This is a genomic window from Pseudomonas sp. P1_A1, assembly GCF_056406935.1.
This window is the reverse complement of sequence record NZ_JBFTZE010000004.1, coordinates 36,302-49,572: the sequence shown is the minus strand read 5'-3', so window position 1 is coordinate 49,572 and position 13,271 is coordinate 36,302. Positions and strand designations below refer to the sequence as shown.

Genomic DNA, 13,271 nt, shown 5'->3' with positions numbered 1-13,271 from the left:
TCAGCTCGTGGATAAAGTTTTTCTTATGTCTAGGGCGGGTTTTTATTAGTTGGACGCAGCGGGGCCAACCGCCCAAAAATCAGGCCATCCGGTTCCCACGATAGGCGTCGTCGGGGCTCAGAACAATACCAATAAAATATGCACGGAGACTTTGCCATGAGTGCGCCCGACACCCTCGACATCCCCAAGGCCACGGCTCGCCCGGGACCTTTCGACTGGTACCGCAACATCAACAAGCAGGAGCGTCGTACGTTCTGGAGCTGCAAGATCGGCTACGGCCTGGATGGCATGGACACCCAGATGCTCAGCTTCGTGGTGCCGACCCTGATTGCCATGTGGGGCATCACCACCGGCCAGGCCGGGCTGATCCACACCAGCACCCTGATCGCCTCGGCCATCGGTGGTTGGGTGGCGGGGATTCTCTCCGACCGCATCGGTCGGGTGCGCACCCTGCAACTGACGGTGCTGTGGTTTGCGTTCTTCACTTTCCTCTGCGGCTTCGCCCAGAACTACGAGCAACTGTTGATCAGCCGCACGTTGATGGGCTTCGGTTTCGGTGGTGAATGGACCGCCGGCGCGGTGCTGATGGGCGAAGTGATTCGCGCCAAGGACCGTGGCAAAGCCGTCGGCATGGTGCAATCGGGTTGGGCATTGGGTTGGGGGCTGACAGCCATTCTGTATGCGCTGCTGTTCTCGGTGTTGCCGCCGGAAGACGCCTGGCGGGCGCTGTTCATTCTTGGCATCGTGCCGGCGATTTTCGTGATCTTCGTCCGTCGCCTGGTCAAGGATCCGGAAATCTACCGCGAAGCCAAAGCCAGGCAAGAGCCCAGCAACCCGGCGAAGTTTTACGAGATTTTCGCCCCCGGCATCCTCTTCACCACGATTCGCGCGTCGATACTGACCACCGGCGCACTCGGCGGTTACTACGCGATCACCTCCTGGCTGCCGACGTTTCTGAAGAACGAGCGCGGTTTGAGCGTACTCGGCACGGGCGGTTATCTGGCGATGGTGATCATCGGGTCTTACGTCGGTTATGTAATCAGCGCGTATCTGACTGACATCCTTGGTCGTAAAAAGAACTTCATTCTGTTTGCCGTCGGCTCGTTCACCATTGTTCTGCTGTACACCCAATTGCCGGTCAGCAACGGCGTGATGCTCTGGCTGGGCTTCCCCTTGGGCTTCTTCGCTTCGGGGATTTTCAGTGGCATGGGGTCGTTTCTGACCGAGTTGTTTCCAACGCGGATTCGCGGCTCGGGCCAGGGTTTTTGTTACAACATCGGTCGGGCGTTGGCGGCGTTGTTTCCGCTGCTGATCGGCTTGCTCAGCCAGAAGGTGCCATTGAGCGTGGGAATCGGGGCTTTCGCGGCGGTGTCCTACGGGGTCGTGATCCTGGCGGCACTCAGCTTGCCGGAAACCCGTGGCAAACAACTCGACGCCGAATAACCGAATGTCCGGTAACTGATAATCTGAGGGGCAGATGCCCTTCAGCTAAAAAGACAAAAGCCTACAGGAGTGTTCACCGTGAGCCGCCTGCTATTGAATTGCGACATCGGCGAGAGTTTCGGCAACTGGACCATGGGTCTGGACGCCGAGGTCATGCCCTTCATCGACTGCGCCAACATCGCCTGCGGCTTCCATGCCGGCGACCCGAGCATCATGCGCAAGACCGTCAGCCTGGCCCTGAGCAACGGCGTGCAGATCGGCGCGCATCCGGCCTATCAGGATCTGGTCGGTTTCGGCCGCCGCTCCATGGCGTATACCGCCCAGGAACTGCAAGACCTGTTGCACTACCAGATCGGTGCCCTCGACGGCATTTGCCGGGCTCAGGGCGGGCGGGTGAGTTACGTCAAACCCCACGGCGCGATGTACAACGACATGATGGCCAACCCGGCGCAATTGCGTGCGGTGATCCAGGCCGTGGCGGCCTATGACCGGACACTGCCGCTGATGCTGATGGCCACCCGTGACAACAGCGCTGCCCAACAATTGGGCGACGAATACGGCGTGACCCTTTGGTTTGAAGCCTTCGCCGATCGCGCCTACGACAGCGCCGGCAGGCTGGTGTCGCGGCAACTGCCGGGGGCCGTGCATCACGACCCCGAGAAAATCATCGAGCAGGCGCTGATCATTGCCCGCGGTGACAACCTCACGGCCAGCGATGGCAGCGCCTTGCACTTGCAGGCCAATACCTTGTGCGTACACGGCGACAACGCCAGTTCGGTGGCCGCCGTGCAACGCATTCGCGAGGCCTTGAATCAGCAGAGCGCATCATGAAACCACGGGTGGAAGTGGTGGCGCTCGATTGCCTGATGGTGCGCCTGTTCGATGAAATTGCCGAGGCCAACATGCCGTGGATGCTGGCTGCCAGTGAGCGTTTGCGAGAAGCATTCGCCAGCCATTTGATCGATCTGGTGCCGTCCTACACGACGCTGATGGTGCATTACGATCTAATGGCGTTGAACCCGGCCCAGGCCCGGGAGTTGATCGCTGAAGCCCTGATCGATCTGACGCCCAACGCTCGGGCCAAGGGGAAATGCCATGTGCTGCCGGTCTGGTATGACTTGAGCGTCGGGCCGGAGTTGAACCTGTTGTCCCAGCGTAGCGGCTTGGCGCTGAATGAAGTGATCCGCCGTCACAGCGAACACGAGTATCAGGTGTTCGCGCTGGGCTTCGCACCGGGGTTCGCGTTCATGGGGTTGGTGGAAGACGTGTTGGCCGCACCGCGTCTGAGTACTCCGCGCAAAAAAGTCGCCGCCGGCAGTGTCGGCATCGCCGAACGCCAGACGGCGGCTTATCCGGTAGTGTCCCCCGGCGGCTGGAACCTGATCGGTCGCACCCCGGCCAAATTGTTCGACCGTGAACGCGACGGCTACAGCTTGATGCAACCGGGCGACACGGTGCGCTTCGAGGCGGTCAGTCATGCCGAGTTCATCAACCTGGGCGGTGACGACACGCCGTTGGAGACCGTGGCATGAGCCGACTGACGATTGAAGCAAGTACACCGCTGTGCCTGTTGCAGGACGCCGGGCGATTTGGTGTGCGGCATCTGGGCGTGACCCAGGGCGGCGGGCTGGATTGGCGATCGATGTCGTGGGCCAACTGGCTGCTGGGCAATGGACTGGATGCATCGGTGATCGAAATCACCCTCGGCGGGTTCAGCGTGGTGGCCGAGGACGATTGCTTATTGGCATTGGCTGGCGCCGATCTTGGGGCGCAGATTGACGGCCAGGCCCTGGCGCCGTGGCGCAGTTTCAAACTGGGCAAAGGTCAGCGATTGCAATTCACGCAACCGCTGCTCGGCGCTCGGGCGTACCTCGCGGCACCGGGCGGGTTTGATGCGCCGAAGGTGCTGGGCAGCACTGCGACAGTGGTGCGTGAGGAACTCGGCGGCCTCGACGGCATGGGCCGGGCGTTGGCCAAAGGTGCGTCGTTGAAGTACTCCGCTGAAGCACCGCTGCTGGTACGGGAGCCGTCTCGCGAGCACGTTCCGGATTTCAACCTCGATGCACCGCTGGACCTGGTGCTTGGTGCGCAAATCGGTGAATTCAGCGGGCAGAGTCTGTTTGACGCGTTCAACAGCGCCTGGACCCTCGACAGCCGCGCCGATCGCATGGGCATTCGTCTATTGGGAACGGCGTTGCAGTATCAGGGCAAACCGATGATTTCCGAAGGCATCCCGCTGGGCGCGGTCCAGGTGCCGCCGGATGGGCAGCCGATTGTGCTGCTCAATGACCGGCAGACCATTGGCGGTTATCCGCGGTTGGGGGCGTTGACGCCGTTGGCATTAGCGCGATTGGCGCAGTGTTTGCCGGGGGCGAAGGTGCGGTTGAAACCGGTGGTGCAGGACGTCGCGCATCGCGAACAAGTCGAGTATTTGCGCCGGTTTGCTTCGCACTGATCGTTCCCACGCGCAGCAAAGGAATGCCTCACCGGACGCTCCGCGTCCGCTTTGGGGACGCGGAGCGTCCTTGGCTGCATTCCTTTGCTGCGCGTGGGAACGATCGATTACAGACAACAACAAACTTTATTTGGACAAAAACCGCATCCCTTCCTCCAACCCCCGCAACGTCAGCGGATACATTTGATCATCGATCAAATCCCGCACGATGTTGGTCGACGAGGTGTAGCCCCAGGTGTCTTTCGGGTACGGGTTGATCCAGATGAGCTTCTTGTACTTTTCCTTGAAGCGCTGCATCCACACGTAACCGGCTTCTTCGTTCCAGTGCTCGACGCTGCCGCCGGCCTGGGTGATTTCATAGGGCGCCATGGCGGCGTCGCCGATGAAGATCACTTTGTAGTCGGCGCCGTATTTGTGCAGCAAGTCCTGGGTGGCGGTGCGCTCGGAGGTGCGGCGCATGTTGTTCTTCCACACCGATTCATAAATGAAGTTGTGGAAGTAGAAGTACTCCAGGTGCTTGAACTCGGTCTTGCAGGCCGAGAACAACTCTTCGCAGATCTTCACGTGGGCGTCCATCGAGCCGCCGATGTCGAACAACAGCAACAGCTTGACGGTGTTGCGCCGCTCCGGACGCATCTGGATGTTCAGCAACCCGGCGTCGCGCGCGGTGTGGTCGATGGTGCCGTCGATGTCCAGTTCTTCGGCCGCGCCCTGACGGGCGAATTTACGCAAGCGACGCAGGGCGACCTTGATGTTGCGCGTGCCCAGTTCCACCGAATCGTCGAGGTTCTTGTACTCGCGCTGATCCCAGACTTTCACCGCTTTGCCCTGGCGCCTACCGGCATCGCCGACCCGAATGCCTTCCGGGTTGAAGCCGCCGGAACCGAACGGGCTGGTGCCGCCGGTGCCGATCCATTTGTTGCCGCCGGCATGGCGTTCCTTTTGTTCTTCCAGGCGTTTCTTGAACTCTTCGATCAGCTTGTCCAGGCCGCCGAGGGACTGGATCGCGGCCCGCTCTTCGTCAGTCAGGGAACGTTCGAATTCCTTGCGCAGCCAGTCTTCGGGGATCAACGCCTGGAGGTGATCGTCGAGCTTTTCCAGGCCATTGAAGTAGGCACCGAACGCCCGGTCGAACTTGTCGAAATGCCGTTCGTCCTTCACCAGGATCGCCCGCGACAAGTAATAGAACTCGTCCATGTCGGCGAAGGTCACGCGCTGTTTCAGCGCGTTGATCAAGTCCAGCAGCTCACGCACCGAGACCGGCACCTTGGCTGCGCGCATTTCGTTGAACAGATTGAGCAGCATGGCGATCGCCCTTATTGGTACTTAGCGAGTGCCGCGACGGCTCATGAACGCCAGACGCTCAAGCAATTGCACGTCCTGTTCGTTCTTCACCAGGGCGCCAGCCAGCGGCGGAATAGCCTTGGTCGGATCGCGTTCGCGCAGCACCGCTTCGCCGATGTTGTCGGCCATCAGCAGTTTCAGCCAGTCCACCAGTTCGGAAGTCGAGGGCTTCTTCTTCAGGCCCGGCACCTTGCGCACGTCGAAGAACACGTCCAGCGCTTCGCTGACCAGGTCTTTCTTGATGTCCGGGTAGTGCACGTCGACGATCTTCTGCAGCGTCACGCGATCGGGGAACGCGATGTAATGGAAGAAGCAGCGGCGCAGGAAGGCGTCCGGCAGCTCTTTCTCGTTGTTTGAGGTAATGATGATGATCGGGCGCTTCTTGGCTTTGATGGTCTCGTCGATCTCGTAAACGTAGAACTCCATCCTGTCGAGTTCTTGCAGCAAGTCGTTGGGGAACTCGATGTCGGCCTTGTCGATTTCGTCGATCAGCAGAATCACCCGCTCTTCGGACTCGAAAGCCTCCCAGAGCTTGCCCTTTTTCAGGTAGTTGCGAACGTCGTGGACCTTGTCCACGCCCAGTTGCGAATCCCGCAGGCGACTGACCGCGTCGTACTCGTACAGGCCTTGATGCGCCTTGGTGGTGGACTTGATGTGCCAGGTAATCAACTTGGCGCCGAAGGACTCGGCCAGTTGCTCTGCGAGCATGGTCTTGCCGGTGCCTGGCTCACCCTTGACCAGCAGTGGCCGCTCCAGGGTGATAGCGGCGTTGACCGCCAGCTTCAGGTCATCGGTGGCGACGTAGGCCTGGGTGCCTTCGAACTTCATCTGCTAATCCTCGAACGGTAACGCCGACCTGAACGGAACAGGGCGGGGCGCAATAGTTGTAGTGCCCGACTATAACGCGCAGCCCGGTCGACTGTGAACGCAGATGGCTTATTCAGTCTCTGAATGGGGCGTCACATCTTGACTCAGTCTCGGCTGCTGGCCAGTATTGAGCTATCGCCATTTTGGCGATAGCTTGTGAGGCATGTCCACTAAATACCGATTTCGCGATACGTATCGCATTCAGTTGCGCGAGAAGGATCATCCGCCGCCCCACGTGCACCTGACCGGTGGCGGGCTGGACGTGATGCTCAGCCTGGAAACCGTCGAAGTGATGAGGGGCAAGGCGCCGCCGCTGATTATCAAGGAAGCGCTGGAGTGGGTCAGGACTCATCAGGTGCAATTGCTGGAGGATTGGAAACGATGTTACCCATGAAACGACCACGGTTGTCGGCCGTGCTGGTGTTGCCGGATTACCGTCTGGCGCTGACGTTTATCGATGGGCAGCAGTTAAGCCTCGATTTAAGTCGCGACCTGCGTTCATATTCGGGTCTGCAGCCATTGCTGGAGGGCTGTGCTTTTGAAGGAGCAGCCTTGGGTGACGATGGCTGGAGCGTGGAGTGGCCTGAACTGGATATCCAGATTGGCGCAGACACGCTGTATCTGGATGCACTTGCGCAAAATGCGGTAGATGAAAACACCCGTATTTTCATCGATTGGCGCGCTCGCACCGGGTTGCCGCTGAATCAGGCGGCCGAGGCGTTGGGCGTGAGTGCTCGTAGCATCAGCCGCTATAGCAGCGGTCGTGAAGCCGTGCCGCGGTCGTTGGCGCTGGCGTGTCTGGGCTGGGACTTTTTGCAGCAGCAATCGAACCCGGCGCGGGCGGCGGAAGAAACCGGTCGTTACACCGTCATACGCAAATCTTAACCGGAGTCCGGCTTGGAGCTTTCGTACTGAGCATTGAACGCCTGAATGAAACCATTACGTAAAATCTGCAAAAACGCCTCGAACGCGTTGATATTTCGCTGATGCACGTTGCCCCTGAGTTCGACGCGAGTGGCGAACTGGTTTTTCGCCTGGTTCTTCAACGCATTCTGGGTGCCGCCGACGAGTGCTTCCCAGATGGAACGAAAAATCCCTTTGTCTTTGTTCTCCACGTCCTGTTGCCAGTTGAACACTTCGACGTCCCGCAACAGTGGCTTGATGTAGCCGGTGAGTTGACCTTTGTGGGCTTTGGCCTCGATGACCACGTCGCCATGGCCGGCACTGAAGTCGAATTTGCCGTAGGCCGAAGCGAAGTCGTTCAGGCGCTTGAGTTCAAGATCCCTGGCGCGCAGGCGAAACTCGAAGTCTTCGAAATTGCTCAGCGGATCGAAGGTTGCAGTTGTTTCCAGCGGTGCATTCCCTGGTAACAGCGCCTTGCCATCAAAACGGGCATCGCGTTTGCCTTTGGTGTCGACCACATTGGTCAGGTTGTAAATGCTGGCATTCACCTGAGTAGCGTTCAGGTTCACGGGCGGTTTTGAATTGAAGTTGTGAAAGGTGACCCGGCTATCGTTGATCCGCACTTCGTTCAGGGTAATCGGCAGCAATTTTTCCAACTGTGCCCGCCAGTCGGTGCCCTGGCCGGTCTGGGAGTTTTTCTTGTTGGCGCCACCATCGACGAAGTTCACCTCGAGTTTGTCGAACTGCGCCTTGGCCACCACCGCATGGTCGTACCAGAGCGAGTGCCAGCTGACGGAGAGGTCGATCAATGGCGCGTTGACGAAAGGCACTGGGACCTTGCCTTCGACCTTGACGATTTTCAGGCCATTGATTTTGTAGGCACCGCGCCACAGGGCCAGGTCCACGTCGGTGATCTGCCCGCGATAGTCGCCCATGTTGGCCAATCGCTCGTTCAGGTAGTCACGCACGATGTAGGGCAGGGCGATGTGCAGGGCAACCAGTAATATTAAGAGGCCGGCGAGGGTCCACAGAGGCCAACTGTATCGACGCTTCATGGCGGAAAATCTCTGGCGATGTAAAGCGGTTGACTACTGTGGCAGCCGGACGTTCGACTGACTGGACGACCACGAGTAACAGGCATACCTTGGTGGGCTAATTCAACGCGGTATAAGGACCCAGCCATGAGCCGTATCTATGCTGACAACGCCCACTCCATCGGCAATACGCCGCTGGTGCAGATCAACCGTATCGCCCCGCGCGGTGTCACCATTCTGGCCAAGATCGAGGGGCGCAACCCTGGTTATTCGGTCAAGTGCCGGATCGGCGCGAATATGATCTGGGACGCTGAAAGCAGCGGTAAACTCAAGCCCGGCATGACCATCATCGAACCGACCTCGGGCAATACCGGTATCGGCCTGGCATTCGTTGCCGCCGCCCGTGGGTATCGGTTGATGTTGACCATGCCGGCGTCCATGAGCATCGAACGACGCAAGGTGCTCAAGGCCCTTGGCGCCGAACTGGTGTTGACGGAGCCGGCCAAGGGCATGAAAGGCGCGATCGAGAAAGCCGCCGAAATCCTCGCCAGTGATCCGTCCACCTACTTCATGCCGGGGCAGTTCGAAAACCCGGCCAACCCGGCCATCCACGAAAAAACCACCGGCCCGGAAATCTGGAACGACACCGACGGTGCGGTCGACGTGCTGGTGGCGGGCGTCGGAACGGGTGGAACCATTACCGGGGTTTCGCGGTATATCAAGAATACCCAGGGCAAACCGATTCTCTCGGTGGCGGTGGAGCCAATGGTGTCCCCGGTAATCACCCAGGCGATCGCCGGGGAAGAGATCAAACCGAGCCCTCACAAGATCCAGGGTATTGGCGCTGGTTTTGTGCCCAAGAACCTGGACCTGTCGATGGTCGACCGGGTGGAATTGGTCAGCGACGACGAATCCAAGGCGATGGCCCTGCGCTTGATGCAAGAAGAAGGGATTTTGAGCGGCATCTCTTGCGGCGCCGCCATGGCAGTGGCCGTACGCCTGGCCGAAACCCCGGAAATGCAGGGCAAGACCATCGTGGTGATCCTGCCCGACTCTGGCGAACGCTACCTGTCGAGCATGCTGTTCAGTGACTTGTTTACCGAACAGGAAAATCAGCAATAAGATTTTATGGCTGTTTTGAAGCCGATCAGGGGTTGATTCAGGTCAGCCCCCGTTCAGGAACCCTATGTTAAGAAGTGCTTTATTGCACAATCCTTAACACTGAATGTTGAGTAATACGGGTTTTTCCCGAGGCCGGTAGTGTTTATCATGGCCGACTGCCACGTCGGGTAAAAGGCGTTGTGCGGAGTTTCCTATTCTCAAGGAGTCGTAGATGAGCTTTTCCTTTGTCGCGAAGGCGTCGGTGTTGCTGCTGTTCCTCGGCAGCACGCTCTATGTGCATTTGCGTGGCAAGGCGCGTTTGCCGGTCCTGCGTCAGTTCGTCAATCACTCGGCCCTGTTCGCGCCCTATAACGCCTTGATGTACCTGTTCTCCGGTGTGCCGTCCAAGCCCTATCTGGACCGCAGCAAGTTCCCGGAGCTCGACGTGCTCAGGGACAACTGGGAGGTTATCCGCGACGAAGCCATGCACCTGTTCGACGAGGGCTACATTCGCGCCGCCGAGAAGAATAACGATGCCGGTTTCGGTTCGTTCTTCAAGAAGGGCTGGAAGCGTTTTTACCTCAAGTGGTACGACAAACCGCTGCCGTCGGCCGAAACCTTGTGCCCGAAAACCGTGGCCTTGGTCAGCGGCATCCCAAATGTCAAAGGCGCCATGTTTGCGCTGCTGCCCGGTGGCAGTCACCTCAACCCGCATCGTGACCCGTTCGCCGGCTCCCTGCGCTATCACCTGGGGTTGTCGACGCCGAACTCCGATGATTGCCGCATCTTCGTCGACGGTCAGGTCTACGCCTGGCGTGATGGCGAAGACGTGATGTTCGATGAAACCTACGTGCACTGGGTCAAGAACGAAACCGAGCAAACCCGCGTCATCCTGTTCTGCGACATCGAACGCCCCTTGAGCAACCGCCTGATGACCCGCATCAATCGCTGGATCAGCGGCTGGCTGGGGCGCGCTACTGCGCCGCAGAACCTTGACGATGAGCGCGTTGGCGGGATCAACCAGGCCTATGCCTGGAGCAAGACTTTCAGTGATAAATTCAGCGGTGTGGTCAAGCAGTGGAAGCGCCGCAACCCCAAGGCCTATCGCGTGCTGCGCCCGGTGCTGGCGGTGGTGGTGTTGACGTTGTTGGGGTATTGGTTGTTCGGTTGAGGCCGACCATGGAATGAAAAAACCGCTCCTTGGGAGCGGTTTTTTTATGCGCGCTTGCTCATGAGCTCCGGGCCTTTTAGGTGATCCGACTTGCCTGCGAAGGCGTTTTATCGGGCAACCACCTCAACCGGCTTCACCACCGCCGGCTTCAACACCAACCACAACGCCACCGCAATCAACACCCCGCCATAAAGGTGGGCCATCGACAGCGGCTCATCCAGCAACAGCGCCCCCCACAATACCCCGAACGGCGGGATCATGAAGGTCACGGTCATCGACTTCACCGGGCCGATCGAGCTGAGCAAGCGGAAGTAAATGATGTAGGCAAACGCGGTGCAGCCCAAACCCAACCCCAGCAACGACAGCCAGACACTCCAGCCGCCCCAGCTCGCCGGTGGCTGGCTGATCACGCTGTAGCCAAACAGTGGCAGCAACAACAACGTCGCGCCGAGCATGCTGCCCAAAGCCGAAAGGCGACTGTCGAGGCCGCCGGCGTGGTCGAGCCAGCGTCGGGCGAGGAACCCGGCAAAGCCATAACAGGTGGTGGCCATCAGGCACGCCAATGCGCCCATCAGCAGTTCCATATCGAACGCCACCGGGCCTGCACGGGTCAGGATGCCAACGCCGAACAGCCCGAGGAACACCCCGCCAAGCTTGGCGGCGGTCAGTTTTTCATGGAAGAACAACCCGCCGATCAACACGCCCATCAACGGCGTGGTGGCGTTGAAAATCGCCGAATAGCCGGCCGGCAGCACTTGCGCGGCCACGGAATAGAGGGTCGCCGGAACCCCGGAGTTGATTACTCCGAGCAGCATCACCGTCTTGAGTTTGCCTTTGAAATCCCAACTGATGCGCATCAGCCCGAGGATCACCAGCAGCCCGACGGCGGCAATCGATACACGGAAAAAGGCAGTGGGGATTGTGCCAATCACTGGGGCAATAATGCGCATGAACAGAAAGCTCGCCCCCCAAATGGCGGCAAGTGACAACAAACGCAGGATATCGACGGGGTTCACAGCACTTTCCTTCCTTGATCGGCGCGCAAGTGTCGCGCCAGTCGGGGTACAAGGCAATGGTTGCGTTGCGTCACACGGGGCCACTAAGCTCAGGCTCCAACGATAAGAACAGCCGCAGAGGTTTCACCATGCCGCAGCAATGGCCAGCCGCCGACATCGCCCGAATGATCCTCGATGGCTTTGACGATTACCGCGAGCATTTTCGTCAGATCACCGACGGCGCTCGAGCCCGCTTCGAGCAAGCCCAGTGGCAGGCGACACAAGTCGCGTCGGCGGCGCGGATCAACCTCTACGAAGAGAAAGTCGGCGAAACGGTCGGGCGGCTGCATAAGTCGTTCGCCGCCGATGTGCTGATGGACGTCAGCAGCTGGCCGCTGGTCAAAAGCGCCTATATCAGCCTGATCGACCTGCGCTTCGACGATGAACTGTCCGAGACCTGGTACAACTCGATTTTCTGCGGGTTGTTCAGCCACGACCTGATCAGCGACGGCTGCATGTTCATCCACACCACGCGGCCAAGCCTGCGCCGCGCCCGGGCGGCGCAAACCCGCACCTACAAGCCCCATGGCCAGTTGTCCGGCATGCTCGCGAGTATCTTTACCGACTACCGCTTCAGCGAGGATTACGCCGACTTGCCCGGCGACCTGCGCCGTCTCGAAGCGCAACTGCGCGAGAGCCTGCCGGATTGGGTCTGCAAGGATCCGGAGCTGAGTGTTGAGCTGTTTTCCTCGGTGCTTTACCGCAACAAGGGCGCCTATCTGGTGGGGCGCATCTTCACCCAGGACGATCAATGGCCATTGGTGATTCCGCTGCTGCACCGCGAAGGCCGGGGCATCCAGATCGATGCGTTGATCACCGACGAGGCGGAGGTGTCGATCATTTTCTCCTTCACCCGTTCGTATTTCATGGTCGATGTGCCGGTACCGGCGGAGTTCATCGGCTTTCTCAAACGCATCCTGCCGGGCAAACACATCGCCGAGCTGTACACCTCGATCGGCTTCTACAAGCATGGCAAGTCCGAGTTCTACCGGGCGCTGATCAATCATCTGGCCAACACCGACGACCAGTTCATCATGGCCCCCGGCGTGCGCGGGATGGTCATGAGCGTGTTTACACTGCCGGGCTTCAACACCGTATTCAAAATCATCAAGGACCGCTTCTCACCGTCGAAAAACGTCGACCGTGCCACCGTGATCGAAAAGTATCGCCTGGTGAAAAGCGTCGACCGGGTCGGGCGCATGGCCGACACACAGGAGTTCGCCGACTTCCGTTTCCCCCTGAGCAAATTTGAGCCGGCATGCTTGGAGGAGTTGCTTGAAGTGGCGCCGTCCACGGTGTCGGTGGAGGGCGATACGGTGCTGATCCGTCACTGCTGGACCGAACGCCGGATGACGCCGTTGAACCTTTATCTGGAACACGCCAACGAAGCGCAGGTGCGCGAGGCGCTGGAAGATTATGGCCTGGCGATCAAGCAACTGGCGGCGGCGAACATTTTCCCCGGCGACATGCTGCTGAAAAACTTTGGCGTCACCCGTCACGGTCGTGTGGTGTTTTATGACTACGACGAAATTTGTTTCCTGACCGAAGCCAACTTCCGCCACATCCCGCAACCGCGCACACCGGAAGACGAAATGGCTTCCGAACCGTGGTACTCGATCGGGCCACTGGACGTGTTCCCCGAGGAGTTTCCACCGTTTCTGTTTGCCGATTCCGGGCAGCGAAAGTTGTTCGATCAGTTGCACGGCGAGCTGTACAACGCCGATTACTGGAAGGGGCTGCAGGAAGCGATTCGGGCGGGGAAGGTGATTGATGTGTTTCCGTATCGGCGCAAGGGCCTTGATAACGAATAACATAACGCCCTTGTAGGACCACCCGCAATCCCTGCCAAATCTGCGACAATCCGCCTCCTGCGCCACTAGACGACTTTTGCGTACCTG

13 protein-coding genes are annotated in these 13,271 nt (G+C 59.2%); 9 read left to right on the top strand and 4 right to left on the bottom strand.

Annotated elements, in window-relative coordinates; translation table 11 throughout:
• Nucleotides 1-156 precede the first annotated feature (156 nt).
• The 4 genes from AC1D2Q_RS07060 to AC1D2Q_RS07045 all read left to right on the top strand — a co-directional run bounded on the left by AC1D2Q_RS07060 (nt 157) and on the right by AC1D2Q_RS07045 (nt 3,898).
• Nucleotides 157-1,443 carry an MFS transporter gene (locus AC1D2Q_RS07060; protein WP_477812739.1) on the top strand — a complete coding sequence of 429 codons (1,287 nt, stop codon included), beginning with the start codon at nt 157-159 and terminating at the stop codon, nt 1,441-1,443.
• Between the two features lie 78 nt (nt 1,444-1,521).
• The gene (locus tag AC1D2Q_RS07055) at nt 1,522-2,274 is read left to right on the top strand and encodes a 5-oxoprolinase subunit PxpA (protein WP_477812738.1); all 753 of its coding nucleotides are present in this window, start codon (nt 1,522-1,524) and stop codon (nt 2,272-2,274) included.
• Nucleotides 2,271-2,975, top strand: a complete 705-nt coding sequence (pxpB, locus tag AC1D2Q_RS07050) for a 5-oxoprolinase subunit PxpB (protein ID WP_477812737.1) — start codon at nt 2,271-2,273, stop codon at nt 2,973-2,975. Before AC1D2Q_RS07055 ends, pxpB begins: the two co-directional genes overlap by 4 nt.
• Nucleotides 2,972-3,898, top strand: coding sequence for a 5-oxoprolinase subunit C family protein (locus AC1D2Q_RS07045; protein ID WP_477812736.1), 927 nt, complete (start codon nt 2,972-2,974; stop codon nt 3,896-3,898). The genes pxpB and AC1D2Q_RS07045 overlap by 4 nt, the downstream gene beginning before the upstream one ends.
• A 126-nt stretch (nt 3,899-4,024) precedes the next feature.
• Here AC1D2Q_RS07045 and AC1D2Q_RS07040 read toward each other — a convergent pair whose 3' ends face one another.
• A complete protein-coding gene (locus AC1D2Q_RS07040; RefSeq protein WP_477812735.1) occupies nt 4,025-5,203 on the bottom strand; it encodes a vWA domain-containing protein in 1,179 nt (392 codons plus the stop codon).
• Nucleotides 5,204-5,224: 21 nt separating this feature from the next.
• Complete coding sequence (locus tag AC1D2Q_RS07035; protein ID WP_018926745.1) at nt 5,225-6,070, bottom strand: AAA family ATPase; 846 nt, start codon at nt 6,068-6,070, stop codon at nt 5,225-5,227.
• Between the two features lie 202 nt (nt 6,071-6,272).
• On the opposite strand from AC1D2Q_RS07035, the gene AC1D2Q_RS07030 reads away from it, so the two are divergent.
• Together AC1D2Q_RS07030 and AC1D2Q_RS07025 are read left to right on the top strand one after the other, a co-directional pair.
• Entirely contained in the window at nt 6,273-6,503 is a 231-nt protein-coding gene (locus AC1D2Q_RS07030) for a DUF4160 domain-containing protein (protein ID WP_258670752.1), read from the top strand.
• On the top strand, nt 6,491-6,994 hold the full coding sequence (locus tag AC1D2Q_RS07025) for a DUF2442 domain-containing protein (RefSeq protein ID WP_477812734.1): 504 nt from the start codon (nt 6,491-6,493) through the stop codon (nt 6,992-6,994). Before AC1D2Q_RS07030 ends, AC1D2Q_RS07025 begins: the two co-directional genes overlap by 13 nt.
• Here the strand turns inward: AC1D2Q_RS07025 and AC1D2Q_RS07020 are convergent.
• Complete coding sequence (locus AC1D2Q_RS07020; protein WP_477812733.1) at nt 6,991-8,067, bottom strand: DUF748 domain-containing protein; 1,077 nt, start codon at nt 8,065-8,067, stop codon at nt 6,991-6,993. The two genes, AC1D2Q_RS07025 and AC1D2Q_RS07020, sit on opposite strands and share 4 nt — an antisense overlap.
• A gap of 126 nt (nt 8,068-8,193) precedes the next feature.
• Between AC1D2Q_RS07020 and cysK the strand changes: the two genes are divergently transcribed.
• Together cysK and AC1D2Q_RS07010 are read left to right on the top strand one after the other, a co-directional pair.
• Nucleotides 8,194-9,168, top strand: a complete 975-nt coding sequence (gene cysK / locus AC1D2Q_RS07015; protein WP_018926743.1) for a cysteine synthase A — start codon at nt 8,194-8,196, stop codon at nt 9,166-9,168.
• Nucleotides 9,169-9,379: 211 nt separating this feature from the next.
• Nucleotides 9,380-10,318, top strand: a complete 939-nt coding sequence (locus AC1D2Q_RS07010; protein WP_477812732.1) for an aspartyl/asparaginyl beta-hydroxylase domain-containing protein — start codon at nt 9,380-9,382, stop codon at nt 10,316-10,318.
• Between the two features lie 107 nt (nt 10,319-10,425).
• Here the strand turns inward: AC1D2Q_RS07010 and AC1D2Q_RS07005 are convergent, their stop codons facing one another.
• Entirely contained in the window at nt 10,426-11,334 is a 909-nt protein-coding gene (locus tag AC1D2Q_RS07005; protein ID WP_477812731.1) for a DMT family transporter, read from the bottom strand.
• 128 nt (nt 11,335-11,462) lie between these two features.
• Between AC1D2Q_RS07005 and aceK the strand changes: the two genes are divergently transcribed.
• Complete coding sequence (gene aceK / locus AC1D2Q_RS07000) at nt 11,463-13,184, top strand: bifunctional isocitrate dehydrogenase kinase/phosphatase (protein ID WP_477812730.1); 1,722 nt, start codon at nt 11,463-11,465, stop codon at nt 13,182-13,184.
• Nucleotides 13,185-13,271: the final 87 nt, after the last annotated feature.

Bases quoted from the DNA above. Each gene is read 5' to 3' on its own strand.
- AC1D2Q_RS07060 (WP_477812739.1), top strand. From the start codon at position 157: ATGAGTGCGCCCGACACCCTCGACATCCCCAAGGCCACGGCTCGCCCG.
- pxpB (WP_477812737.1), top strand. From the start codon at position 2,271: ATGAAACCACGGGTGGAAGTGGTGGCGCTCGATTGCCTGATGGTGCGC.
- AC1D2Q_RS07045 (WP_477812736.1), top strand. From the start codon at position 2,972: ATGAGCCGACTGACGATTGAAGCAAGTACACCGCTGTGCCTGTTGCAG.
- AC1D2Q_RS07040 (WP_477812735.1), bottom strand. From the start codon at position 5,203: ATGCTGCTCAATCTGTTCAACGAAATGCGCGCAGCCAAGGTGCCGGTC.
- AC1D2Q_RS07035 (WP_018926745.1), bottom strand. From the start codon at position 6,070: ATGAAGTTCGAAGGCACCCAGGCCTACGTCGCCACCGATGACCTGAAG.
- AC1D2Q_RS07030 (WP_258670752.1), top strand. From the start codon at position 6,273: ATGTCCACTAAATACCGATTTCGCGATACGTATCGCATTCAGTTGCGC.
- AC1D2Q_RS07025 (WP_477812734.1), top strand. From the start codon at position 6,491: ATGTTACCCATGAAACGACCACGGTTGTCGGCCGTGCTGGTGTTGCCG.
- AC1D2Q_RS07020 (WP_477812733.1), bottom strand. From the start codon at position 8,067: ATGAAGCGTCGATACAGTTGGCCTCTGTGGACCCTCGCCGGCCTCTTA.
- cysK (WP_018926743.1), top strand. From the start codon at position 8,194: ATGAGCCGTATCTATGCTGACAACGCCCACTCCATCGGCAATACGCCG.
- AC1D2Q_RS07010 (WP_477812732.1), top strand. From the start codon at position 9,380: ATGAGCTTTTCCTTTGTCGCGAAGGCGTCGGTGTTGCTGCTGTTCCTC.
- aceK (WP_477812730.1), top strand. From the start codon at position 11,463: ATGCCGCAGCAATGGCCAGCCGCCGACATCGCCCGAATGATCCTCGAT.